This is a genomic window from Pirellulales bacterium (genome assembly GCA_019636335.1).
Taxonomy (GTDB): Bacteria; Planctomycetota; Planctomycetia; order Pirellulales; family JAEUIK01; genus JAHBXR01.
The window spans coordinates 217,352-242,582 of record JAHBXR010000001.1 but is presented as its reverse complement, the minus strand read 5'-3'; the positions used below and the strand labels follow the sequence as shown (position 1 = coordinate 242,582).

The following is a 25,231-nucleotide window of genomic DNA, read 5'->3' as shown; positions in this document are numbered from 1 at the left end:
TGCGAGGGAGCGCATGGCCATACGCGAGATCCGCGGCTGCCGCGCCATTATCACGGGCGCCTCGAGCGGGATCGGACGTGCGCTCGTCATCGAGCTGTGCCGTCAGGGCGCCCGCTGCGTCGCCGTCGCGCGGCGCCGCGAGCGGCTCGATGAGTTGGCTGCCGAGGTCGTCACCACCGGCGGCACCTTGGAAGTCGTGGTCGGCGATATCACGCTGGCCGAGGTGCGCCGCGCGGCGCTCGAACGCGCGAAATCGCTCTACGGCGGGCTCGACCTGCTGGTGAACAATGCCGGCGCCGGGGCGCTCGGCTTCTTCTCGCACGCCGATGAGCAACTGCTGCGCCGCGTCATGGAAGTCAACTTCTTCGCGCCGGCCGAATTCATCCGCGAGGCGCATCCCCTGCTGCGGGCCGGCACGAACCCGATGGTCGTCAACATCGGCTCGGTCCTGGGGCACTGGAGCGTGCCGCGGATGAGCGAGTATGGCGCGAGCAAGTTCGCCCTGCGCGGTTTGACCCTGGCGCTGCGAGCCGAATTCGTCCGCGACGGGATCGACGTGCTGCTCGTCAGCCCCGCGCGCACGGCGAGCGAGTTCGTCGACAACATGCTCGAGTCGAGGAGCGAAAATCTCTGGCCCGACGTCACGGGCGCCAGCGCCGAACTCGTGGCCCAACGCACCGTGCGAGCCATTCGATTGGGCCGCCACGAGCTATTCCCCAGTTGGTCGGCAAGATTCCTCTACTGGATCAATCGCCTCGCGCCCTGGGCTGTCGAACGGTATATTGCTCACTACGAGCATTGAAACTAAAGAAGAGGGGGCTTTTTCTGTTGCGCGGACAGCCTCAGAAACAAAATGACTGTCCGTCACCACGATCGCGGGTTCGGCCCGTCTTGTTTCCTTCACCCTGAATATGGTGCTACAATGGTGTACCAATGGTGTATATCCTGAGGAGCTAAGCATGATCAAGAACCTGGTGAAGCACGGCAACAGTTGGGCGTTGGTCATCGATCGGCCGATCCTCGATTTGTTGAAGATCAGCCCTGAGGCTCCATTGGAGATCACGACCGACGGCCGATCGATTATGGTGGTGCCGGTCGGAGACGTGGACCACAAGTCTCGCGTCCGCACGGCGCGCAAGAAGGTCAACGCCAAGTATTCCAAGGCATTCAAGAAGCTTGCGGAATAGCGACGCATGACGCAGTTCTTGACACTCGACGACGCCCGTCGAAGTGGCCTGAAACAACCAGAAAAACGCCCTGCGGGAATCGCCCCAGCCGGTTGTGAATCTGGGCCAAAAACGGTATATTTTCCGTTTTCGCGAAGGGGACGCGGCAACCCGCCGGAGGACACGCGCAACGAGGCGCGGCGCCCTCGTTTCGACCCCTTCCATCACGGCCAGCCAAGAGGATGAGCGTTGGCAGACGATACGGACGATCTCGACCAGCCGAACGAACCCACGGGCCCCCCTGCGGATGGCGGCCACAATCATGGCAAGCTCGTCGATTTGCCGATCGAAGACGAGCTGAAGGACAGCTACCTGACGTACGCCATGAGCGTCATCGTCAGCCGTGCGCTGCCCGACGTGCGCGACGGGCTCAAACCCTCGCAGCGGCGCATTCTGGTCGCCATGAACGACCTGAACCTCGGCCCCGGGGCGAGCCGGGTGAAGTGCGCCAAGATCTCGGGCGATACGAGCGGCAACTACCATCCGCACGGCGAAAGCGTGATCTACCCCACGCTGGTCCGCATGGCGCAAGAATGGAATATGCGCCACGTGTTGATCGACAAGCAGGGCAACTTCGGCTCGATCGCCGGCCTGCCTCCGGCGGCCATGCGATATACCGAGGCCCGTCTCTCCCCGATCGCGGCCCTGTTGCTCGACGATCTCGAGCTCGATACGGTCGACTTCGTCCCCACGTACGACGAGCGCCGCAACGAACCGACGGTCCTGCCATCGAAGTTCCCCAACCTGCTGGTCAACGGCGCCAACGGCATCGCCGTGGGCATGGCCGCCTCGATCCCACCGCATAACCTGGGCGAGGTCTGCGAAGCGCTCATCAAGTTGATCGACGAGCCGGAAGTCTCGATCGACGAATTGATCGAGATCATTCCCGGCCCCGACTTCCCCACGGGGGGCATCGTCTGTGGGCGTCACGGCATTCGCCAGGGTTATTACACCGGCCGCAGCACGATCACCCTGCGGGCCCGCGCCGCGATCGAAGAATTCGGCAAAAACCGCCATCGCATCGTCGTCACCGAGATCCCCTACCAGCAGGCCCGCGACCGCGTCGAAGAGCGCATCGCGGACCTGGTGAACGACGACAAGATCAAGGGCATCTCGGCCATCCGCAACGAAAGCGATCTCAAGGAGCCGGTCCGCCTGATCCTCGAGCTGAAGCGCGACGCCGATCCCGATGTGGTGCTGAACCAGCTCTACCAGTTCTCGCCGCTGCAAGATTCGTTCTCGCTGATCATGCTGGCGCTGGTCGACGGCAAGCCTCGCATGCTCAGCATCAAGGAACTGCTGGAAGAGTTCGTGCGACACCGGCTGGCCGTCATTCGGCGCCGTACGCAGTACCTGCTGGCCAAGGCGCGGCAGCGCAAGCACACGGTCGAAGGCCTGCTGCTGGCGCATGCCAACATCGACGAGGTGATCCGGGTGATCCGCTCCTCCTCGACGCAGGCCGAAGCCAAGGCCCGCTTGATGGGGATCGAGTGCCCTTCGGCCCTCATGCAACGGGCCCTCGGGGACGCCGGCTTCGCCCAGTTCCAGCTCGAGCGCGGCGTGCGCGAGGCGTATACGCTCACCGCGGTGCAGGCCGACGCCATCCTGCGCATGACCCTCGGTCAGTTGGTCAATCTCGAGCAAGAGAAGCTCGGGGGCGAGCATCGCGAGTTGCTCGAGAAGATCACCGAGTACCTGCGCATCCTGAGCGACGACAAGAACATCCTGGCGATCATTCGCGAGGACCTCACCGAGCTCAAGCGCAAGCACGCCGACAAACGGCGTACCGAGATCAGCGGCGAGGAGATCGGCCAGATCGACCTCGAAGATCTCATTCCCGAAGAGACGATGGTCGTCACGATCAGCCACAACGGCTACATCAAGCGCACGCCGGCCAGCGTCTATCGCGCCCAGCGTCGTGGCGGCAAGGGGCTCAAGGGGGCCAAGGCCGAGGACGAGGATCCGATCCAGCACCTCTTCGTTGCCAGCACCCACGCCTACCTGCTCTTCTTCACGAATCGCGGCAAGGTCTACTGGCAAAAGGTGTACGATCTGCCCCAGCTCGGGCGCGACAGCCGCGGCCGCGCCGTGGTGAACCTGCTCAACTTCGCCGAGGGGGAACGCGTGGCCGATTGCCGCGCCGTGCGCGACTTCAACGAGCCGGGCCTGTTCCTCATGATGGCCACGCGCAATGGACTGGTGAAAAAGACCCCCCTCGAGGCCTACAGCCGTCCGCTGCGCGGCGGCATCATCGCCATCAAGCTGAAAGAAGACGACGAGCTCGTCGACGTCGTCGTGACGCGGCCGGGAGACGAAGTCGTCCTCTCGACCGCGACCGGCATGGCCATCCGCTTTAACGAAGCCGACGCACGCCCCATGGGACGCAATACCTCGGGCGTGAAGGGCATCAAACTGGGCCGCGGCGACAGCGTCGTGGGCATGGTCGTGGCCGATCCCGACGCCACGCTCCTCACCGCCACCGCCAACGGCTACGGCAAACGCACGCCGTTCGGACCGGGCGAAGCGACCACAGGGCCTCTGCCCGACGACGATGAAACGACCGAATCGACCGCGGCGGCGGCCGAGCCCGAAGAGGAATCGGAAGACGAGAACTCCTCGAGCGGCGCCCGCTATCGCACGCAGAATCGTGGCGGCAAAGGCCTGCGCGACATCAAGACGACGCAGCGCAACGGGGCGGTCATCGGTGTCACCTCGGTCCGCGACGACGATGAATTGCTGATGATTACGGCCGGCGGCAAGCTGCAACGCATCGTGGTCGGCGAGGTGAGCGTCATCGGCCGCAACACGCAAGGCGTGCGCATCATGAGCCTCGACGAGGGAGACACGCTGGCCGCGGTCGTCCGCGTGCCACGCGAAGAGTCGGTCGATACGCCCCCCGACGAAAGCTCGCCCCCGCCCGCCGCCCAGTAATACTTTTCAGACGAATCCCGCAGCCCTGCGCCGTGCCGTGGTGTCGCAGTAGAGAATTGTCTGACCACGACGACACCACGGCACGACGTAGGGTTTTCTGGTTGAAAATCTTTTCGTGGTGTCGTCGTGGTGAATAAATCATCTCACGGCGACCGCCTGATTCGTCGGGCGCACGCGAGTATAATTGCGGCATGACGAGACGCGCACTCATCACCGGCATCACCGGACAGGACGGGGCCTACCTGGCCGAGTTGCTGCTCGAAAAAGGCTACGAAGTCCACGGCATGGTGCGGCGTGCCAGCACGTCGGGCTTCGAACGCATCACGCATCTCTGCGATCGCGTGACGCTCCACCAGGCCGATCTGCTCGATCAGCTTTCCATCGTGCGGTTGCTCGACGAGGTGCGCCCGCAGGAGGTGTACAATCTGGGCGCGCAGAGCTTCGTGCCCACGAGCTGGGTGCAACCCTTGCTGACCAGCGAGTTCACGGCCCTCGGCGTCACGCGCGTGCTCGAGGCCATCCGCCACGTCGATCCGACGATCCGCTTCTATCAGGCCAGCTCGAGCGAAATGTTCGGCGACGTGCGCGAAGAGCCGCAGAACGAGCAGACCCCCTTCTGGCCGCGCAGCCCCTACGGCGTGGCCAAGGTCTATGCCCACTGGATCACGGTCAACTACCGCGAAAGCTACGGCATGTTCGCCTGCTCGGGCATCCTCTTCAATCACGAGTCTCCCAAGCGCGGCAAGGAGTTCGTCACGCGCAAGGTGACCGATGCCGTCGCCCGGATCAAGCTGGGCGTGCAGGACAAGCTGCGACTGGGCAACCTCGACGCGCAGCGCGATTGGGGCTTCGCCGCCGACTATGTCCGCGCCATGTGGCTCATGCTGCAGCGTGATCGGGCCGACGACTACGTGATCGCCACCGGCCAAAAACACTCCGTGCGCGAACTGGTCGAGCGGGCCTTCGCCTGCGTCGGGCTCGACGCCGACAAGTACGTCGAGTGCGACCCGACCTTGCTGCGCCCCGCCGAGGTCAACACGCTACGGGGAGACGCCAGCAAGGCGCGGCGCGAGCTGGGCTGGGAACCGACCGTCTCGTTCGAACAACTCGTGCGTCTGATGGTCGAAGCCGATCTCGAACGGGTGCGGTGCGAGATCGCCGCGCAGGCGATCGCCGCCGAACGCCCTTAGCCCGCAATACCACGCGACGCGATGCAACGCGGCCCTCAATCTTCGCATTTTGCGCAGCTTGCACCCTGCTTCGCTCGCGACAAGCTGGGCTCGCCGCCCGGGCCAGTTTCCCGTACATCTGTGACGCTTGGAATCGATTTTAGGGCACAATCTGGCGCCCGGGGAGCGTTCTATAATTCAGGATGATTCGGTTGTAAGCCCTCACTGAACGTACAGAAAGTGGCACGTATGCGTATCGCCGTCGTGGGCACCGGATATGTAGGACTCGTCACCGGCACCTGCTTTGCCGATAGCGGCAATCACGTCACGTGCGTTGATATCGACGCCAAGAAGATCGAGCGTCTGCGCCGCGGCGAGATCCCGATCTACGAACCAGGTCTGACCGAGCTCGTCGAGCGTAACATCGCGCGGCAACGGCTCCACTTCACCACCGACTTGGGCGAAGCCGCCGAGCCGGCCGATCTCGTCTTTCTGGCGGTCGGCACGCCGAGCGACGATCACGGCGCCGCCGATTTGTCGAGCCTGTGGAACGTCGTCGACACGCTCGCCCCCCACCTGCGCGAAGATGCCATCGTGGTGATCAAGAGCACGGTGCCGGTCGGTACGAATGCGGCCGTGGCCCGCCGTCTGCGCGATCGGTCGGGCCGCGACTGCCACGTGGCCAGCAATCCCGAGTTTCTCAAGGAAGGCACGGCGCTCGAGGACTGCCGCAAGCCCGATCGCGTTGTGGTCGGCGTCCGCGACGAGCGAGTCGCCGACGTGCTCAACGAGCTCTACGCCCCCTTCCTGCGCACGGAAAAGCCCTTCCTGGTCATGTCGCCCGAGAGTGCCGAGACGACCAAGTACGTGGCCAATGCCCTGCTGGCGACGAAGATCAGCTTCATCAACGAAGCGGCCAACCTGTGCGAGAAGATGGGAGCCGATATCAACGACGTGCGCCGCGGCATCGGCCACGACGCCCGCATCGGCTTCGCCTTTCTCTTTCCGGGAGTCGGCTATGGGGGAAGTTGTTTTCCCAAGGACACGCGGGCGATTCTCGCCATGGGACGCGAACACGATGAGGCCATGCCGCTGATCCAGGCGGTCGAAACGGTCAACTCGCGGCAAAAGACGATTCTGCTCCCCAAGATCGAAGCGCACTTCCGCAACGACCTGGCGGGCAAACGTCTGGCCATATGGGGCCTGGCGTTCAAGCCGCGCACGGACGATACCCGCGAGGCCCCGGCCCGCTTGATGATCGACGAGTTGCTCAAGCGCGGCGCGACGCTCGTCGTACACGATCCCGAGGGAATGCCCCACATCCGGCGCGACTACGGCGACCGGCTCGGCTATGCCGACGTCCCTTACGACGCCTTGCAGAATGTCGACGCGCTCGTGATCATGACCGAATGGGAAGAGTTTCGTAATCCCGACTTCGACGCCATGCGCAGCCTGATGCGTTCGCCGGTCGTGTTCGATGGCCGCAACGTCTACGAGCCGGCAAACATGGTCGAGCACGGGTTCACATACTACAGCATCGGCCGCCAGACCGTGCAACCGAAGTAAGATCAAAACAACAGCACTGACCACTGACCACTCCTCAATGCCACAGCGCGACACGGCCTTCGAAATGGCGACCTCGAACCTGCGGTTCGGCGCCGGGGCAACGCGCGAGGTGGGCATGGACCTGGCCGATCTCGGCGCGCGGCACGTCCTCGTGCTCACCGATCGCCAACTGGCCCAACTCCCCCCCGTGGCGACGGTTCGCGAATCACTCGAGCGCGAGCGGATCTCGTACGAACTGTTCGATCGTGTCCGCGTCGAGCCGACCGACGCCTCGTTCCGCGAGGCGATCGAGGTGGCGATCGAGGGACAGTACGACGCCTTCGTCGCGGTGGGGGGTGGCTCGACGATCGACACCACCAAAGCGGCCAATCTCTACTCGAGCCACCCGGCCGATTTTCTCGCCTATGTAAACGCACCGCTGGGTGAAGGCAAACCGGTGCCGGGGCCCTTGAAGCCCCTCGTGGCCATTCCCACGACCGCCGGCACCGGCAGCGAGACCACGGGCGTGGCGATCTTCGATCTCGTCGAGATGCATGCCAAGACCGGCATCGCCGATCGCCGGCTGAAGCCCACGCTGGGCATCGTCGATCCCGAGAACACGCGGACGATGCCCCCGCTGGTGGCGGCCGCCACGGGACTCGACGTGTTGTGCCACGCGCTCGAGTCGTACACTGCGCTGCCCTACTTCGAGCGTCCTTTGCCCGCGCGGCCGATCCTGCGTCCCGCCTACCAAGGGGCCAATCCCATCAGCGACATCTGGGCCGAGCGCGCCATCGCCCTCGTGCAGCAGTACCTGCTGCGGGCCTATCGCGATACGAGCGACGACGAAGCTCGCGGGAATATGCTCCTGGCGAGCGCCTTCGCCGGCATGGGCTTCGGCAACGCGGGCGTACACCTCTGCCACGGCATGTCGTATCCCGTCAGCGGCATGGTGCGTGCCTACCAGCCCCCTGGCTATCCCGACGATCACCCCCTGGTGCCACACGGTATTTCGGTCGTGCTGACCGCGCCGGCGGTCTTCCGCTTCACAGCGCCGGCCGGTCCCGAGCGTCACCTGCGTGCCGCGGAACTACTGGGGGCCGACGTGCAAGGGGCGCGTCCCGAGGATGCCGCCGAATTGCTCGTCGGCCGGCTGATCGAGCTGATGCAAAAGCTCGAGCTGCCCAGCGGTCTGGAAGCGATCGGATTTACCCGCGCCGACGTGCCTGCCCTGGCGCAGGGCACGCTGCCGCAACATCGAGTGACGAAGCTCTCGCCGCGCCCGGCGAACGAAGCCGACCTGGCAGCGCTGTTCGAAGCGTCGCTCAAGATCTGGTAGCGCGAGTGGCACAGGCTGTCCAGTCTGTGCAAGCCGTTGTCACCCGGCATCGAGCTACGAGCCAACTACTTGGCCGTTGGCGTCAGTTGGCGCAACGTCATGTGTTCGACCAGCACGCGGCGGTACTCGGCGACGTCCACCTCGCGCTCGCAGCAGATCAGGAACAGCTCGCCGTCGCTGGTGAAGTTGTCGTCCCACGCCATGACCTGCTCGTCGGTCCAGTCGGGGTCGTACTCCATCAGACGCTCGTCCGAGAGGCGGCTGAAATAACTCCGCAGGTTGACTTCAGTCTCGTCCTGCGGGGGCGTGGGCAGAAGCTCGTAATTCACGTTCGGATCGTACATGGCGTATGCCCTGGGGCTGGTGTGACCTGGGATAAGGCAGTGGTTGGAGGCAAGCGGCCGGCTCGGGGGGAAGGAGTCCTGCACAGGCATCTACTCTCCCCTGGCCGGCAGCGTTTCAGTCTGTCCGACCGCGGCGACGCTTTCAAGCTGGCAAGGGAAAATCCAACCCCGCTTCTTTTCCAGGTCCGGCCGGGGATTCCCGCCGTCTGACCTTGCTAGCTGCGAAGTTGCCATTGTCGGCCTCGCGGCCGGGCGATATACGAGCGGACCCACGTTGGTGCGCTCGTCTCGCCCCTTCTCGTCGACACGGAGGCAGGTTCATGCGGACCTACTTGTTATTTGCGCTGTTCGTCACCGCGGTACTCAGCAGCGCGGCCGCGCTGCGTGCAGCGGCGGGAGAGCCTTGCGCACCGGCAAAGCCCGTGGCTACGGACGCCATAGTCCAGCAGGCACCGCTCGATCAGCGCCAGGTCCTGGTGAAGGCGGAGGTCATCGAGGTATCGCGAACAAAGATGCGTACCTTGGGCATCGATTTCGCACGCATCGATGGCGCCGCCGAAGAAGGTGAAAACTCTACTGCTGCCGTACCAACCTCAATGGCGGCATTGATTGCGTCCTCCCCTGACGATCCTGCCGCGACACGGCACGTCCGCAAGTTCTTTGATGCGCTACTCAAGAACCAACTCGCCAAGGTCTTATCGAGTTCCGAGATTGTCGTAACGACAGGCAAACCGGCCTCGATACGAGTTGGACCCGAGATCCCCATGCGAGTCCCCCAGCCCCAGGGCGAGAGCACCGTGGAGATGATCCACGCCGGCACCAGAATTCACTGTACGGCGCGGCTCCTCGACGACGGAACCATCCACCTCGACTATCGGCACGCGGTGCGCTCCTCCAGCGCAGAATACTCCCCAGAACGCGGCTTACCACGCTACCTCCGTACCACAGAATTCGACACGAGCTTTGATCTGAAATCGGGCCAGATGGGGGCCGTGAGCCAAACAGAAAAGCGAATCGAGGTCACTCAGCACGCAACCGAACGGCGCGAGAAAGAAAATGAGATCGAGGTCCTGCTCCTCGTCACCGCCGAACTGGTCGAGAAATCGGCGGACTAACCGCCTATCGGCAGCTTTCGCACCCGGTGCCGTGTGTCCTCGACGACAACCACAGCGCCCGCTTCCAGCGCTTCCGTCACATCTGGCAAGACGATAGCCAACCGTTGCATGACGAATTGCGCACGCATACTGCGCAGTCGCAACAACACGACGCTGACTACCGTTGGCGCACTCGCCGCCACAATCTCGCCAAACTCGAGGGCGACAGTCACCACGATGCAATCCTCGCGTGCCGGCAGCGAAAAGATATCCCTGTCAGACAAGCGTTGAAGTCCGACATCCGGGAGATAGGCGACATCGTGTCCCTCGCCTCGCAGGGCGCGGACGACCGTCGGCGAAATGCCCATATCGGCCAGCAAACGCATGTCAGCAACTTACGGCGTGCGGACTTCTTCCTGCGTCAACCACGCCGCATAATCGAGCGCCTGCTGGATATCGTCCCGCTCGAGATCGGGATATTCGGCCAGCACCTCATCCCACGTGCTGCCGTGGGCGATCTGGCTAACGATCACGGATACCGGCATCCGCATGCCACGGATGCACGCACGTCCCTCCACCATTTCGGAATTGAACGTGATGCGATCAAACATAGCGCACCTTATCGTCGACCATCGTCTGGTTTCGTTGCCATCCCAAGTCTACCTTATCGCGATGCCAGGTTGAAACATTCTGGCACCTGATGCGCCGTGAGCAGCTCGATCGCTCACACCACCATCAACTTCCGGCACTTGCGCCGCATCGCCGGCACGACTTCTTTTTCGAACCAGGCGTTCTTTGCCAGCCAGATGTTGTTGCGTGGCGAAGGGTGCGGCAGCGGGATGAACTGGGGCAGATACTCACGCCACGCGCGGACCGTCTCGGTCAACGTCGCTTTGCGACGTTCGCCCAGATAATGGGCGTGGGCATACTGGCCGACCAGCAGCGTCAGCTCCAGCTTCGGCAGATGCTCGAGCAGCCGCGGCAGCCACAGCTCGGCACACTCGCGGCGCGGCGGCAGATCGCCCGACTTGCCCCGCCCCGGATAGCAATAGCCCATCGGGATGATGGCGACGCGGTCCTCGTCGTAGAACTGCTCGCGATCCACCCGCAGCCACTCGCGCAGTCGGTCGCCGCTGGGGTCGTTCCAGGGGATGCCGGTCTCGTGGACCCGCGTGCCGGGGGCCTGCCCCACGATCAGGAGCCGGGCGTTGGCGCCGGCTCGCAAGACCGGCCGGGGCTCGAGCGGCAACTTGCCCACGCAATGCCGACAGGCACGAACTTCTGCCAGCAGAGCGTCGAGCGATCGGGCAATCCGCGTGCGTGGCATCTTTTTGGCGTGTGGCGGCGACGAGACCGGCCGAGGGAACGAAACTTCGGGCCTCGCTCGCAAGTATACCGAAGACAGGCAAATCGGGCCGGCCGGCGAACGAATTCGGCTCTCCGCTCCTGGTTCCCCTGCCCGCACAAGTTTGCTCCGCCTGCCGCCGGCAGGTTAGCATGTGACATTCCCGCCAAACCTGACTCAGCCAGAAAGTCACCCTGAATGCGCTCGAATCTTCGCCCTGCGCTTGGATGCTCTGCCTTCGCCCTGATCGCCGGACTGTCGCTGTTCGGCTTTGTCCCCGCCACGGCGGTCGCCGCGGAAGAGGCCAAAACCCCTTCCGCCGCCGATGCGATCGACGCCGAGGCCCTGGCCAAGAGCGTAACCATCTACCGCGACGCCTGGGGCGTGCCGCACATCGACGGCCCGACGGACGAAGCCGTCTGCTTCGGCTTCGCCTATTGCCAGGCGCAAGACTACTTCTGGCAGCTCGAAGATTCCTACATCCTGGGGCTCGGCCGTTATGCCGAGGTCTACGGCTCGTCGGGTCTCAAGGGAGACATTCTGAACCGCGCGTTCGAAGTGCCCCAGCGGGCCCAGGCCGACTACGAGACCTTCGATCCGAAGATGAAGCGAATCTGCGCCGCCTTCACCGCCGGCATCAACTACTATCTGGCCAAGCATCCCGAGACCAAGCCCCGCTTGATCACCCACTTCGAACCGTGGCACATGCTGGCGATGGGGCGCGGCATCGTCCTCACGTGGCACTGGGGTGGCACCGGCGCGCCGAACGACCGGGTGTCGAACGCCGTGGCCGAAATCGAAGCCACCAAGGGCTCGAACGCCTGGGCTATCGCCCCCAGCCGCACGAAGAGTGGCAACGCCATGCTCTTCATCAATCCGCACCAGCCGTACTATGGCTTCGGGCAGTTCTATGAAGCTCACCTCCGCAGCGGCGAGGGCTGGGACTTCACCGGCGGTACGTTCTTCGGCAGCCCGCTGCCCACGCTGGGACACAACGAGCATCTGGGTTGGGCCTTCACCGTCAATGAACCCGATCTGGGCGACAACTGGCGTGAGACGTTCGACGATCCCGCCCACCCGCTCAACTACCGCCATGGCGACGGCTACAAAACGGCCGTCGAGTGGAAAGACTCGATCAAGATTCGCAATCGCGACGGCAGCTTCGACGAGAAGGAGTACACCTTTCGCAAGACGCACCACGGGCCGATCGTCGAGAAGCTGAACGACAAGGAATACCGTTCGGCCAACATCGGCAAGTTCAACGACGCCCTGCTTTCGCGGCAGAATCTGCAGATGGTCCGAGCCAAGAACCTCGACGAATTCCGCGCGGCGATGGGGATGCTCGACTTCCACATCTTCAACACGGTCTATGCCGACAAGGCAGGCAACATCTATTACCTCTACAACGGCATCGTCCCCAAGCGCGATCCGGCCCTCGACTGGAGCCACATGCTCGACGGCAGCGATCCCCGCAGCGACTGGCAGGGGGTCCACCCGATCGAAGATCTGCCCCAGGTGTTGAACCCGCTGTCGGGCTTCATTCAAAGCTGCAACCAAAGCCCCTTCACGGTCACCGACGATGGGGCGCCGGCCATGCAGGACTTTCCCAACTACATGGTCAAGGAGAAGCACGACGACAAGCGCCGGGCCAAGGTCTCGCGCATGCTGCTCCGTGACGTCCACGATCTGACGTTCGACAAGTTGCATGAGATGGCCTTCGACACCACGGTCTACTGGGCGTTGACCGAAATCCCGCAGTACAAGGTGGCCTTCGAGCGTCTGCAGAAGACCGATCCCGAGTTGGCCGCCAAGGTGCAGCCCTACTTCGAGCACCTGCTCGACTGGGATGCCCGCTGCTCGCACGACTCGACGCAGGCCACGCTCTGCCTGAACTGGTACAAGCAGCTCTATGGCAACGAGGGATTTACCTCGGAGCGGATGGAGCAGAAGTTCATCGGCAACGACGCCGAAAAGTTCCGCGCCCTCATCACCGCGGCCGACAGCATCCAGAAGCTCTACGGCGACTGGAAAACCCCCTACGGCAAGGTGCATCGCATGCAGCGTCATGCCGACGTGGCCGACTTCTTCAAGATCCCCTTCAGCGACAAGGAAGACAGCCTGCCGAGCGACGGCATGCACGGACCGCTGGGCATCGTCTACAACATGTACTTCACCCCCATCGTGCCCCTCATCGGACGCACGAAGCTGCGTTACGGCGTCGTGGGCAACAGCTACATGTCGGTCGTCGAGTTCGGCGACCGCGTCGAAGGCCGCAGCGTGTTGCAATACGGCATCAGCAGCGATCCGAAGTCGCCCCACTTCATGGACCAGGCCAAGCTCATGTCGGAGAAGCGCATGAAGCCGCAGTTGTACTACTGGGACGACGTGAAGGCCGGCGCCAAGCAGGTCTATCACCCGGGCGAGGAAGTGGTCTCGGCCCAAGCCTCGACCGGCGGCTGATCGCGCTCGTCCATGCCGCTTGACCGCACACTTAGTGGACGAGCGAGTTCGGCAGCGATTGCCCTTCGAGAAATCCGAGTGCCCCTAGCAACACGAGGCAAGCGGCGATGCGCACCAGGCTCGTCGCCCAGAGCCATGCTCCACGCGGCCACTCCGGCAAGAGATCGTCCGCTGCTTCGTGTCGAGTGGCCATGGTCACGGCGATCGACATGACCGCTACGACGATCACCGTGGGGAGCAACACGTCGAGCCCAGCGAGCAAGCCACGCGACGAGTAGCCTCGAATCAAAACGGACGTGCATGCAAGCACTAACATCGCCTCGACCGCGACCGTCGGCTTGAGCAACCGCTGAGCCAAGGCCGCCGTTCCAGGGACGCGTGCCAGACGTAAGCTTGCGAACAGCCCCACCGCCAACAGGTAGACCGCCGCGGCGGCCGCTTCCACCGTCACGGCGCGTGCAAAAATCGCGGGCAGGCTCGTCGCCGGGCGATGCTCTACGAACGACCAGGTCATGGCAACCACCCCCGCCAGGCAAACTCCCACGAGCGCCAAATGTGCGGCCGGAAGTCGCTTGATGGCATGTCGCTGCATGGTGTTGGTTGCCCTACGAACGCATGGGGTTAGCGCAGGTCGTGTGTGCCGACCTTCCGGATCGCACGGTGGCAGGCATTCCGCCGTCCGCCTCGCTCGACGAACGTTCCGACCGGCAGGCCCGGCATTGCTGGTGAATGGCGCGGCCGCCATGCTACCCTGGAGTAATGCGGCCGACGACCCCTCTTCTTCCACTCGCGACGTTCCTATTCGTACTGGCGAACGCTCTCTCGCCGCAGCCGGTGCGCGCGCAGGGCCGAGCCGGCCAGCCCCCCAAGCGATTGGTGGTTGAGGTCGACGAAGACGCCGCGCGGGCCGCGGGCATCCGCCGGCACGAAGGCCAGCGACTGACGCTCTACACCGATCTGGGCGATGACACGGCGTGCGAGTCGCTACTGGCCACCTTCGACGCTGCCTACCCGCAATGGTGCCGGTATTTCCACGTACCGGTCGAGACTTCACCCACCTGGCACGTCACGGGCTGTCTGATGCTCGACCGAGAGCGTTTCCGCCGCGCGGGTCTGTTGCCGGCCGAGTTGCCCGAATTCCTGCACGGCTACACCTACAACGATCGCTTTTGGTTCGACGAGCAGCCAAGCGAATACTACCGCCGCCACCTGATGCTGCACGAAGGGACGCACAGCTTCATGCTCACGCGTTTGGGCAGTACCGGCCCGGCGTGGTATGCCGAAGGCATCGCCGAACGGTTGGGCACGCATCGTGGCGGCGGCACGGAAGTCGAGCTGGGCTATTTCCCCCGCTCGCGCGACGAAGTGCCGATGTTGGGACGTATCAAACTGGTACGTGACGATATCCAGTCGGGGCGCCTGCCGCAGACCGAACAATTGCTGAATCTCAGCCCGCGCGACAATAGCGGCTACGCCTGGGCCTGGGCCTGGGCTTGCTATCTCGACAGCCACCCGCGTTACCGCGAACGCTTTCGCGCCCTGATCCCACGAGTGGGCGAGAAGGATTTCAACGATCGCTTCGTGGCAGCGTTTCGCGACGACCTGGACGACATCGATCTCGAATGGGCATCGTTCGCCACGGAACTCGACTACGGGCGCGATCTCGCGCGGACCGCCGTCGACATGGCGACTGGCAAGCCCCTCGCCGAGGCGGGCAAAGTCGTGACACTGGCCACCGATCGTGGCTGGCAGTCGACCGGCGTGCAGCTCGAGCCGGGCTCGACGTACGCCCTGCGTGCCAAGGGGAGATACCAGATCTCCGCCGGACCGCCGGTGTGGTGGTGTGAGTCAGGTGGCGTGACGATCCGCTATCACCGTGGAGCCCCCCTGGGCATGCTCCAGGGAGCGATTGTACCCGATCCAGTGAATCCAGGCAGTTCGGAGCAAATGAACCAACTCGGACTCGATCATCCGATTCCGATTGGGCTGGGAGCAACGGTCACAACGCCCGTCGTCGGCACGCTTTACCTGCGCGTGAACGATTCCCCCGCGGAATTGTCCGACAATGTGGGGACGATCGAGGTCGAGATACGTAGTAAGGTGAAAGTTCGCTAACCATCTGCCGGCCGCGTGATTGACGACCGGCGGGGCGATCTCGACAATAGCCCCTTTGCCCCCAAGGCATGGCCCCCTGCCGCCGTGCCGAATGCCAGGTCGAACTCTTTCCCGCGAGGTCCGAACCCCGATGAATTGGCTCGAAAAAGAAGACCCGGAGGTTTGGTCCGCGATCGCCTCGGAGATCGAGCGTCAGGAAGACGGCCTCGAGATGATCGCCAGCGAAAACTACGTCAGCCCGGCCGTCATGCAGGCGGCGGGGAGCGTGCTGACGAACAAGTACGCCGAGGGCTACCCTGGCCGGCGTTATTACGGCGGCTGCGAATATGTCGACATCGTCGAAGATCTGGCCCGCGATCGGGCGAAGCAGCTCTTTGGCGCTCAGCACGTCAACGTGCAGCCCCACTCGGGCAGTCAGGCCAACCTGGCCGTGTATCTCTCCGTACTGCAGCCGGGCGACTCCGTGCTCGGGCTCGACCTGGCCCACGGCGGCCACCTGACGCACGGCATGAAGTTGAACATCTCGGGCCAGCTTTACCACTTCCACAGCTACGGCGTCACGCGCGATACGAACCGCATCGACTTCGACCAGGTCGCTCGGCTGGCGCGCGAGCACAAGCCGAAGTTGATCGTGGCGGGCGCCAGCGCCTATCCCCGTGAGATCCCTCACGCTAGGTTCGCCGAGATCGCCCGCGAGGTGGGGGCCAAGCTCTTTGTCGACATGGCCCACTACGCGGGGCTCGTGGCCGCGGGCCTGCACAACAGCCCGGTGCCCTTGGCCGACTTCGTCACAACGACCACCCACAAGACGCTGCGCGGTCCGCGGGCCGGCATGATCATGTGCCGCGAGGAATACGCCAAAGATGTCGATCGGCAGGTCTTCCCGGGCATCCAGGGTGGCCCGCTGATGCACATCGTGGCGGCCAAGGCGGTCTGCTTCAGCGAGGCTCTGCGGCCCGAATTCAAGCAGTACGGCCGGCAGGTGATCGACAATGCCCAGGCGCTGGCCGAGGTGCTGCTGGCCGGCGGCATCAAGCTCGCCTCGGGCGGCACCGACAACCACCTGATGCTGGCTGACGTCACGACGATCGGCCTCACCGGCAAGCTGGCCGAAGCGACGCTCGGCCACTGCGGCATCACCGTGAACAAGAACATGATTCCCTACGACGAGCGGAAGCCGCTCGATCCGTCGGGCATTCGCATCGGCACGCCCGCCCTCACCACGCGCGGCATGGGCACCGACGAGATGCGCAAGATCGGCGCCTGGATGCTCGAGGCTCTGAAGCATCCGCAGGACGAAGCCACGCTCAAGCGTATTCGCGGCGAGGTGTCGGATCTATGCACCGAGTTTCCCGTGCCCGCCGCCCGTCTCGCCACCGTCTGAGCGGACAGGATCAAGGACCGAACGGAGTAGGAAGCCGCTATGGCCGCTGCGAAGAGTCGCATTCTGATCGCCGACGACAATCAGACGAACGTCGAGTTGCTCGAGGCCTATCTGGCGAACGTCGAGTGCGAGATCGCCGTGGCGGTCGATGGGCGCGACACGCTCGACAAGGTCGCCTCGTTCCAACCGGACCTGATCCTGCTCGACATCATGATGCCGAAACTGTCGGGCTTCGAGGTCTGCCAGAAGCTGAAGGGGGATGCGGCCACCAAAGGCATCATGATCCTCATGGTGACGGCCCTGAACGAGTTGGGCGATATCGAGCGGGCCGTGAATGCCGGCACGGACGATTTTCTCAGCAAGCCGGTCAACAAGGTCGAGCTCATCAAGCGCGTCGAGAACATGCTCAAACTACACTCGGTGACCGACGAGGTCGAACGCCTGCGGCGCTACATCCAGGGTATGGAAGACTCGAGCGGCCCGCGTTAATATTCCGTCCAAGCCAAGCTGACGCGTGGCTTGACGCGGTAAGGGAACGGCAAATCAATCTTCCTTACTCGTACCGTCCGCTTCTTTCTTCTTGGTCTTCGCCCCCGGCTTGGCCTTCGCGCCGGGGCGTTGCGGCTCGAGATCATCCCCGTCGAGCCGGGTCATGGTGAGCTTCATCGTGCCTGGATCGATATCGAACTTGAAGTTGCCCAGGTAGCTCATCCCCAGGATGAGCGGCGCCCGGGTAAGCTCGGCCGGCAACACCGCCCCCTCGACGTTCTCCACCACGAACTTGCCCACGCGGACGCTTTCGATCGTGATGCGTTTGGCGGGCACCTGGCGCCCGTCGGCCAGCACCAGGATGATCGTCTCGGCCCCTTCGCTGGGGGCCACGCCCATCGCCTCGGCCTCGCGATAAGGAAAGACCACGATGCTCGAGCCGGAATCGACCGCCATTTCTTTCGTGTGCTCGCCGTTGACGGTCACGCTCACCTGGTAGGTATTGCTGCCGTCGTTGCGCAGATCGATCGATTCGGAGAGGACGGTTTCTTCCAGCTTCTCGATTTGCTTGATCATCGCCTGCAGGGATTTCGACTCGGCCAGTGCCAACTCTCGGCCGGTGGCCTCGCTCAGGCGTGCCACGATTTCCTTAACATCCGCGTCTTCGACGAGATCGGCCCAGTCTTCGCGCAGCTTGTCGGCCAGCCGGCGCGCGGCCAGCAGCCGCTCGATGTACTGCTCGCGAACCTTCGAGAACTCCTGCCGCGCCACGCGGACGCGATCGGCCAGTTCCTTGTTGTTCTGTAGATCGGTGATCCGCTCGGCCAGCTCGTTCATCATCACGACGATTCGATTATGGCGAGCGACGCTGCTGGCATTGGGCAGTTCAGCGTTCAATTGCCGGCGTTGCTGCCGGTACTGCGCCAACAGCAATTGCGCCTCGTAGTCGAACGCCAGCGCTTCGTTCATCGCCTTGGCGGCCTTCAGCACTTCGCGTTTGAATTTCTTTTCGTCGGCCAGCAGCTTCGAGAGTTCGGCCTCTTCGACGAGCACGAGCGAAGCGCCCTGCCGACGCAGCCCCTTCTGGCCCAGTTCCGCTTCGATCGCCTTGCCGGCCGCCTCACTCTCGCCGGCCGCGGCGGGCGTATCGTCAGCGCCCAGAGAAGACTTGCCCGTGAAACCAAGCCACAAGACAAGGCAGACCGATGGGACAAATACAGCGCGCATGCCTGACCCTTCGTGCGTGACAGCGGACCCTCCGATTCTCATCCGCCCGGCTCCGGCTGGCAAGCAGAAGTTCGACCGGAGCCTCGGAAGGCGCGGAAATCCGTGTCGCGAGGCGACTTCCTGCGCGGGGCCGGCAAGTGTCCAACCAACTCGTCACGCTGGCGGACGAATCATGAGACTGGCCAGCGCCACCATGCCCCCGATGACGTTGAGCAGCACGATCAGCGTGGCCACGCCGTAGATCGTCTGCGAACCATCGTCAGTACCCCCCGCCTTCTTGCGTTTGAGAATCCGCGTGATGACCACGCCGCAGACCCAGCTCCAGTGCAGCATCACGTGGAGCAAGATCGTCAACGCAACCACGCACAACAGCGAGAACTGGAGCGTCGTCCAATCGTCGTAGCCCAAGCCCCACAGCGTCCATCCGGCCGCGTCCGTGCCGGGGGGAAACACGAAATGCACCACTACGGCCGTCCAGAGCAAGGTCGTCGTGATCAGCAGCAGGGCCAGATCGACCAAGAAATTGAGCACGGTTCGTGACATGGCACGAGCATACTCAGCGCCCCGCGATGCGCAAAGGTGGCTTATTGGCAGAGTGGTATCGCGCCGAGAAGAGACATGGCGGCCTGCGCTTCAACGGCTGCTCAGCTCAAGAGCCAGGCCGCCGGATTCTCGATCGCGGAGACGAGCGTCTGCAGTGCTCGCGCCGCGGGGGCGCCGTCGAGAAGGCGATGGTCGAACGTCAGGCTCAACGTCATCTGTGCGCGCACGACGACTTGCCCCGACCGCACCGTCGGCTCGTCACGGATCGCCCCTAACCCCAAGATCGCCGCCTGCGGCTGATGGATGATCGGCGTAAAGGCGTCGATGCCGTACGCCCCCAGGTTGCTGATCGTGAAGACTCCCCCCTGCATTTGCTCGGCTGTCAGCCGCCCGGCGCGGGCCGCCTCGAAAAGCTGCTGCGATTCGAGAGCCAAGTCGAGCAGCGAACGGCGATCGACGTCGCGCAACACGGGCACGAGCAGCCCGGCGTCGGTATCGACGGCCAACCCCAAGTGCATGTCGGTGGCCACGGTGATTCCCTGCTCGTCCCAGCGCGAGGCCAATGGCGGGTGTTGCCGCAAGACGCTCGCCGACAGTCGCGCGATAATCACCGTAAACGAGGGAATGCGATCTTGCCCGGCGGCGCGAAACTGCTCGCGCAAGGCGACGAGATTGGTCGCGTCGGCGCGCGTCGTGAGCGTGACCGGAGCCGTCTGCTGACTGCTGGCCAACATGCGTGCGGCAATCGTCCGCCGGCGCGGACTGAGCCCAGTCGTGGGCAATGGCGCGGGGGAGATACCGAGAACAGGCGCCGGTGCGGGCGTTGGCGCGGCGAGGCTCGACGCCGCCGCTGCTGCGTTTCGAGCGTCCGCCTCGGTCGCCTGCCGTACGTCGCGCTCGCGCACGCGGCCTTGGCGTCCCGTTCCGCGCAGCTTGCGCCAGTCGACCCCCAGCTCCTGCGCCACGCGGCGCGCGCGAGGACTGGCGAACGCGGACCCTGCAGAGGACTCGTCATGTGGCAGTGCTTTCGGAGCAGGGACCACCGTGGCCGCCGCGCGCACGTCGTCGGCGGTCACGCGGGGCGAATTTTGCTCCGACCCTACGTCGGCCAACGAGACGCCCAACGAGCGGGCTAGACGCCGGACGGATGGAGCCGCCGCCGGAGCCGAACGCGCCGAGACGGGAGCCGCATCGGCAGTGACACTCGCCGTTACGACTTGCGAACCGGGAAACACGAAACCTGCCGCGCTCACCGCATCGACCAGATAGGCCAGCACCTTACCCACCGGCACGACGTCGCCCGGCTGGGGAGCATCGGGCGGAATGCGCAGCACACCCGGGTCGAGCGCTTCGATCGGCTGCGTCGCCTTGTCGCTCTCGAGTTCAAACAGGGGTTCCCCCGGCTGAACCATTTCGCCGTCGCGCTTCAGCCAACCGACGAAGGTCCCTTCGTCCATCGACCAGCCGAGACGCGGGACCGTGACTTCGTAGTGCATGGCAAGCTGACGGTGGAGCGGGAGTTTACTCGGCGGCTAGTTCGCGAATGGCACGCGCCAGGTCGGCCGCTTGTGGGACGACGGCCGCTTCGAGCGGCGGACTGTAGGGCGTTGGCGCGAAGGCGCCATTCACGCGGCGGATGGGCGCGTCGAGATCGTCGAACGCACGATCCACGATCTGCGCCGCAATCTCCGCTCCAACGCCGCAGGGACCATACCCCTCGTCGGCGATGAGCAGCCGCCCCGTCTTATGCACCGACGCGGTGATCGTTTCGATGTCGAGCGGCAACACCGTGCGGGGATCCACCAGCTCGACCGAAATGCCCTCGCGTTCCAATTCATCGCACAGGGCCAGGGTCTGCTGAACCATGCGCGCCAGGGCGACCACGGTCACGTCACGTCCCTCGCGCACGATGGCCGCCCGCCCGAACTCCAGTTCGTAATCGTCGGTCGGCACCGGCCCCTTGAGCGTCAACAGCTCGCGATGCTCGAGGAAGACCACCGGATCGTCTCCCCGCAGGGCACGTTTGAAGAGCCCCTTGGCATCGTAGGGAGTCGCAGGAAGTACCACGCGCAGACCGGGCACCTGGGCATACAGCGCATAGTAGTTGCCCGAGTGGTGCGTCGCCGCCGAGTGCCCGATGCCGACGCAGCCGCGCAATACGATCGGCATCTTCAACCGGCCGCTGCTCATGTACTGCATCTTGGCGATCTGATTGATGATCTCGCCGATCGAGTCGAGCACGAAATCGGCGAACATGAAGTCGACCACTGGCCGCGTGCCCGACATCGCCGCGCCGCACGCCACGCCGACGAATCCCCGCTCGGCGATCGGCGTATCGCAAAGCCGCACCGGTCCATAGAGGTCGTACAGCCCAGCGGTGGTATTAAAATTGCCACCGCGCTTTCCGATTCCTTCGCCGAAGACGAAGATGCGCTCGTCGCGGGCCATCTCTTCGGCCAGCGCCTCGTGCGTGGCCTGCGCGTAGGTGATCTCGCGCGTGCCCGCGCTCACTTGCCTCACGGTCGAGGCGACCCCCTTGGTCGCTGTTTCCGTCGCATAGACATACCTGGTTGCCGAGATGGGATCGGGCCAGGTGCTGCTCTCGGCGAACTCGCGGGCCTCGCGCACCGTGGCAGCCACGTCGGAGGCAATACCGTCGAGCTTTTCTTCCAACAGCGGGTCGGTGGCGAGCATCGCCTTGCGCAGCCGCACGATGGGGCAGCGTGTCTTCCAATCCTCCACGTCTTCGCGCGTGCGGCAAGAAAAATCGCCCATCCCCTCGGCATGCGGCCGCGTGCGATACGTCTTGCATTCCAAGAGCGTCGGCCCCGCGCCGGTACGCGCGCGGGCGATGGCCTCGCCGGCGGCGGCGAACACCGCCCGGACGTCGTTTCCATCCACCTCGATGCCCGGCATGCCATACGCGGCGCCGCGTGCGGCGACCGAGGGATTGCCGCTCGAGTAGGAGAAAGGGACCTCGGTGGCAAACTGGTTGTTCTCGCAGACGAACAGCACCGGCAGCTTCCAGATGCTGGCGAGATTCAACCCTTCATGAAACGCTCCGTTGTTGACCGCGCCATCCCCGAAGAAGGCGACGCCGACGTGCGATTTCTCGAGCAGTTTGAAGCTGTAGCCGGCGCCCGCCGCCTGCAGGATGCAGGGGCCGACGATGCCGCTCGTGCCTAAAAGTCCGATCTCGGGCGAAAAGAGGTGCATGCTGCCCCCCCGGCCGCGCGACAAACCGGTCTGTCGGCCGAAGAGTTCCGCTATCAACTCGCGCGCCGCGGCTCCCTTGGCCAGGGCGTGTCCGTGGCCGCGGTGAGTACTGAAGACGACGTCAACCGTTTGCAGGTGCGCGCACACTCCCGCGGCGATCGCCTCCTGACCGACGTAGGTATGGCAGGCGCCCTGGATCAGGCCGCGCTGATGGCAACGGGCCAGCTCTTCCTCGGTCTGACGAATGAGTTGCATCGTGCGAAACAGCGCGAGCAATTCGGCCGTCGAGGGCCCTTTCGTCCCTTCGTACTTGCGTGGCGTCACGAGTATCTCGGACACGTGCATGCTCCCTGGCACGGATTGATGGCTTCTAATCCACGTAGCGTCGCGTGCCGCCGGCGTTCATCGCCAGATTGCCCCCATCCATGGGAATGAGCGCGCCGGTAATCCAACTCGAAGCATCGGAGGCCAACAGCACGGCCAACCCTTGAACATCCTCGGGCTGGCCGAGTCGTCCCCGCGGAATCCCCTTCAGCCAGCGATCTTTCAGCCCCGGGTCGGCGTCCATCCGTTCGACGAGGCTCGGGTTCACCACTTGTGCCGGCAGAATAGCGTTGACGCGCACGCCGTGCGCGGCCCATTCGGTGCTCAGCTCGCGCGTCATCTGCGCGACCGCCCCCATGGCCATGCTGTACGAGATATGCCCGCGACCGAGCGCCGTGATGCTGGCCAGCGAGCCGATGTTGACGATGCTGCCCGTGCCCTGCCGGATCATTCGCCGCCCGGCCTGCTGGCACATGCAGAAGCGTCCCAGCACCAGCCCCCGCCAGGCGCGCTCGACGTTGGCGGCCGAGGCCTCCTCGGGCCGCTCGAGCACGACATCGCCCCCCGCCACGTTGGCCTGGAAATCGATGCGGTCGAACTCGCGATCGAACTCCTCGAACAGCCGCTCCACCTCTTCGACCTGCGACATATCGCGGCACGACATGGCAACGCGACGTCCCTGGGCGCGGATCTGCGCCGCGGTCTCGGCCAGGCCCTCGGCGTTCCAATCGACGAGCATCACATCGGCGCCATGCTCGGCGACCGCCTGGGCAATGGCGCGCCCCATGCCGCGCGCAGCGCCCGTGACCAGGGCCACGCGGCCGGTGAGATCGAAAAGCTTGGAAGTGATCATAGCTTCGCGCCTGCTCGGGTGATTGCTAGTTCAAGGTCTCTGCTCGTGGATGGCAATCCCAAGCGTGAAGCGTGCGTTTTGAAATTGTGTTGGTTCGCGCACCATGCGCACCATCGCGCACCACTCGGTCGTCCCAGGAGCAGCGGATTCGTTGCAAGGGGTGCTGTGGTGGGCACTTGCATATCGAAGACCATGCTGGGCGCTCGTGCTTCTCAACCGGGTATTGGTGGCCTCGTAGGGGACGCTGGTACGCGCACCACTCGCAGCGCCTGCACAGACTAGACAGCCTGTGCCACTTTGCACATGGCATGCTCGAGCACTTGTCAGACTAGACAACATTCGACGTGGCCAAGTCGAACCAGTGTCAGGTACGCGCGTACCTGACCTACAAAATCGGACAACATTCGATGTGCCTACACTGTACACGGGTGCGCGGCTTGTTGCGCCGTCGATTTTCGGCCACCGCGCTGGCTGTGGATTTTCGCGCGGCGCCAGCCCCGGATCAAATCGGGCCACTTTAAAACTCACGCTTCGGGTTAAATTTAACGACGGAGTGGGGCCGATGCGAGTCCCTGGCCTGGAAACTCGTTATGCTGTGGGCGTTCTTACCGAACGGTCAAAAGCACACGCTTCTTGCCAGGAGACAATTCCATGAAACTGCGTGCTTCCCTGCTGGCGCTTTCGCTGATCGCCTTGCTTGCCTCGCCCGTTTGGGCCCAGCGCCAGCGCGAGAAGCCGGCACGTCCCGAACCGACGGTGGCCGACTACGCCTACGGGACCGACTCGGAGCGGCAAAAGTTCGATCTCTGGCTGGCAAAGTCCGAACAGCCCACGCCGCTCGTGCTGTTGATTCATGGCGGTGGCTGGATGGGGGGCGACAAGACCGGCTACGGCGCCAGCGTCATCCAACCCTATCTAGACGAGGGCATCTCGGTAGCCGCGGTGAATTACCGCTTCATCTTACAGGCGATGGAGGATGGCGTGGAGCCTCCCGTGAAGGGCTGTCTGCACGACGCGGCTCGCGCGCTGCAGACGTTGCGCGCCAAGTCGAAGGAGTGGAACCTCGATCCCACGCGCGTCGGCGCGACGGGGGGCTCGGCCGGCGCCTGCACCAGCCTGTGGCTGGCGCTCGCCGATGATCTGGCCGATCCGAACCACGAGGACCCGATCGCTCGGCAGTCGTCGAAGCTGCAATGTGCCGCCGTGGTCGGGGCGCAGACGTCGCTGGATCCGAAGGAACTGCGCGAGTGGATGCCCAACTCGATCTACGGTGGGCACGCCTTCGGCTTTGCCCAAAAGGGACGCACGCGGCCCGAGGAATTCGAGCTGCTGATCGAGAACCGCGAGAAGGTGCTGCCCTGGATCAAGGAGTATTCGCCCATCGAGCTGGTGACGACGGATGATCCACCGATTTATCTCGATTACCCGAACCAGAAGACGACGCCGGTCATTGGCGAAGCGGGTCCCGATCCGACCCACTCGGCCATCTATGGCATCAAGCTGGAAGAAAAGTTGAAGACCGCGGGGGTCGAAGGGATCCTGTCCTACCCGGGGCACGAAGACAAGCAGTACGGATCGGTGGCTGAGTTTTTGATCTCGAAGCTGAAGGCCAAATAGTTTCGGGGCA

The 25,231-nt window shown here is 64.1% G+C and carries 22 protein-coding genes; 12 read left to right on the top strand and 10 right to left on the bottom strand.

Annotated features, from left to right (window positions below):
• Window positions 1-13: 13 nt before the first annotated feature.
• The 6 genes from KF708_01005 to KF708_00980 all read left to right on the top strand — a co-directional run bounded on the left by KF708_01005 (window position 14) and on the right by KF708_00980 (window position 8,210).
• The gene (locus KF708_01005) at window positions 14-802 is read left to right on the top strand and encodes an SDR family NAD(P)-dependent oxidoreductase (GenBank protein ID MBX3411265.1); all 789 of its coding nucleotides are present in this window, start codon (window positions 14-16) and stop codon (window positions 800-802) included.
• 157 nt (window positions 803-959) lie between these two features.
• Window positions 960-1,187 (top strand): hypothetical protein, encoded by a 228-nt coding sequence (locus tag KF708_01000; protein ID MBX3411264.1) that lies wholly within the window; start codon window positions 960-962, stop codon window positions 1,185-1,187.
• A gap of 318 nt (window positions 1,188-1,505) precedes the next feature.
• Window positions 1,506-4,157 (top strand): DNA gyrase subunit A, encoded by a 2,652-nt coding sequence (gene gyrA / locus KF708_00995; protein ID MBX3411263.1) that lies wholly within the window; start codon window positions 1,506-1,508, stop codon window positions 4,155-4,157.
• A gap of 191 nt (window positions 4,158-4,348) precedes the next feature.
• Window positions 4,349-5,347 (top strand): GDP-mannose 4,6-dehydratase, encoded by a 999-nt coding sequence (gmd, locus tag KF708_00990; GenBank protein ID MBX3411262.1) that lies wholly within the window; start codon window positions 4,349-4,351, stop codon window positions 5,345-5,347.
• Between the two features lie 228 nt (window positions 5,348-5,575).
• Entirely contained in the window at window positions 5,576-6,892 is a 1,317-nt protein-coding gene (locus tag KF708_00985; GenBank protein MBX3411261.1) for a UDP-glucose/GDP-mannose dehydrogenase family protein, read from the top strand.
• Between the two features lie 64 nt (window positions 6,893-6,956).
• Entirely contained in the window at window positions 6,957-8,210 is a 1,254-nt protein-coding gene (locus KF708_00980) for an iron-containing alcohol dehydrogenase (protein ID MBX3411260.1), read from the top strand.
• Between the two features lie 65 nt (window positions 8,211-8,275).
• On the opposite strand, the gene KF708_00975 is transcribed toward KF708_00980, so the two are convergent.
• The gene (locus KF708_00975; protein MBX3411259.1) at window positions 8,276-8,554 is read right to left on the bottom strand and encodes a hypothetical protein; all 279 of its coding nucleotides are present in this window, start codon (window positions 8,552-8,554) and stop codon (window positions 8,276-8,278) included.
• 320 nt (window positions 8,555-8,874) lie between these two features.
• On the opposite strand from KF708_00975, the gene KF708_00970 reads away from it, so the two are divergent.
• Window positions 8,875-9,669, top strand: a complete 795-nt coding sequence (locus tag KF708_00970; GenBank protein ID MBX3411258.1) for a hypothetical protein — start codon at window positions 8,875-8,877, stop codon at window positions 9,667-9,669.
• On the opposite strand, the gene KF708_00965 is transcribed toward KF708_00970, so the two are convergent.
• The 3 genes from KF708_00965 to KF708_00955 all read right to left on the bottom strand — a co-directional run bounded on the left by KF708_00965 (window position 9,666) and on the right by KF708_00955 (window position 10,975).
• Window positions 9,666-10,034: a DUF5615 family PIN-like protein gene (locus KF708_00965; GenBank protein MBX3411257.1), complete on the bottom strand. Its 369-nt coding sequence runs from the start codon at window positions 10,032-10,034 to the stop codon at window positions 9,666-9,668. The genes KF708_00970 and KF708_00965 overlap by 4 nt on opposite strands.
• A gap of 9 nt (window positions 10,035-10,043) precedes the next feature.
• A complete protein-coding gene (locus KF708_00960) occupies window positions 10,044-10,259 on the bottom strand; it encodes a DUF433 domain-containing protein (GenBank protein ID MBX3411256.1) in 216 nt (71 codons plus the stop codon).
• A gap of 113 nt (window positions 10,260-10,372) precedes the next feature.
• A complete protein-coding gene (locus KF708_00955) occupies window positions 10,373-10,975 on the bottom strand; it encodes a uracil-DNA glycosylase family protein (GenBank protein MBX3411255.1) in 603 nt (200 codons plus the stop codon).
• A 216-nt stretch (window positions 10,976-11,191) separates the two neighbouring features.
• Here KF708_00955 and KF708_00950 point away from each other — a divergent pair, with 216 nt between their 5' ends.
• On the top strand, window positions 11,192-13,453 hold the full coding sequence (locus tag KF708_00950; protein MBX3411254.1) for a penicillin acylase family protein: 2,262 nt from the start codon (window positions 11,192-11,194) through the stop codon (window positions 13,451-13,453).
• 31 nt (window positions 13,454-13,484) lie between these two features.
• Here KF708_00950 and KF708_00945 read toward each other — a convergent pair whose 3' ends face one another.
• Window positions 13,485-14,045, bottom strand: coding sequence for a hypothetical protein (locus KF708_00945; protein ID MBX3411253.1), 561 nt, complete (start codon window positions 14,043-14,045; stop codon window positions 13,485-13,487).
• Window positions 14,046-14,329: 284 nt separating this feature from the next.
• On the opposite strand from KF708_00945, the gene KF708_00940 reads away from it, so the two are divergent.
• From KF708_00940 to KF708_00930, 3 genes are all read left to right on the top strand, one after another.
• Complete coding sequence (locus KF708_00940) at window positions 14,330-15,568, top strand: hypothetical protein (protein ID MBX3411252.1); 1,239 nt, start codon at window positions 14,330-14,332, stop codon at window positions 15,566-15,568.
• 130 nt (window positions 15,569-15,698) lie between these two features.
• Window positions 15,699-16,952: a serine hydroxymethyltransferase gene (locus KF708_00935; GenBank protein ID MBX3411251.1), complete on the top strand. Its 1,254-nt coding sequence runs from the start codon at window positions 15,699-15,701 to the stop codon at window positions 16,950-16,952.
• A gap of 39 nt (window positions 16,953-16,991) precedes the next feature.
• The gene (locus KF708_00930) at window positions 16,992-17,441 is read left to right on the top strand and encodes a response regulator (GenBank protein ID MBX3411250.1); all 450 of its coding nucleotides are present in this window, start codon (window positions 16,992-16,994) and stop codon (window positions 17,439-17,441) included.
• 54 nt (window positions 17,442-17,495) lie between these two features.
• On the opposite strand, the gene KF708_00925 is transcribed toward KF708_00930, so the two are convergent.
• From KF708_00925 to KF708_00905, 5 genes are all read right to left on the bottom strand, one after another.
• On the bottom strand, window positions 17,496-18,668 hold the full coding sequence (locus tag KF708_00925) for a TIGR02281 family clan AA aspartic protease (GenBank protein ID MBX3411249.1): 1,173 nt from the start codon (window positions 18,666-18,668) through the stop codon (window positions 17,496-17,498).
• Window positions 18,669-18,821: 153 nt separating this feature from the next.
• Window positions 18,822-19,211 carry a DUF4405 domain-containing protein gene (locus tag KF708_00920; protein ID MBX3411248.1) on the bottom strand — a complete coding sequence of 130 codons (390 nt, stop codon included), beginning with the start codon at window positions 19,209-19,211 and terminating at the stop codon, window positions 18,822-18,824.
• Window positions 19,212-19,312: 101 nt separating this feature from the next.
• On the bottom strand, window positions 19,313-20,707 hold the full coding sequence (locus KF708_00915; GenBank protein ID MBX3411247.1) for a 2-oxo acid dehydrogenase subunit E2: 1,395 nt from the start codon (window positions 20,705-20,707) through the stop codon (window positions 19,313-19,315).
• A 25-nt stretch (window positions 20,708-20,732) separates the two neighbouring features.
• Window positions 20,733-22,766 (bottom strand): dehydrogenase E1 component subunit alpha/beta, encoded by a 2,034-nt coding sequence (locus tag KF708_00910; protein ID MBX3411246.1) that lies wholly within the window; start codon window positions 22,764-22,766, stop codon window positions 20,733-20,735.
• A gap of 31 nt (window positions 22,767-22,797) precedes the next feature.
• On the bottom strand, window positions 22,798-23,604 hold the full coding sequence (locus KF708_00905) for an SDR family oxidoreductase (protein ID MBX3411245.1): 807 nt from the start codon (window positions 23,602-23,604) through the stop codon (window positions 22,798-22,800).
• A gap of 651 nt (window positions 23,605-24,255) precedes the next feature.
• Between KF708_00905 and KF708_00900 the strand changes: the two genes are divergently transcribed.
• On the top strand, window positions 24,256-25,221 hold the full coding sequence (locus tag KF708_00900) for an alpha/beta hydrolase (protein ID MBX3411244.1): 966 nt from the start codon (window positions 24,256-24,258) through the stop codon (window positions 25,219-25,221).
• The last annotated feature ends 10 nt before the right edge of the window (window positions 25,222-25,231 follow it).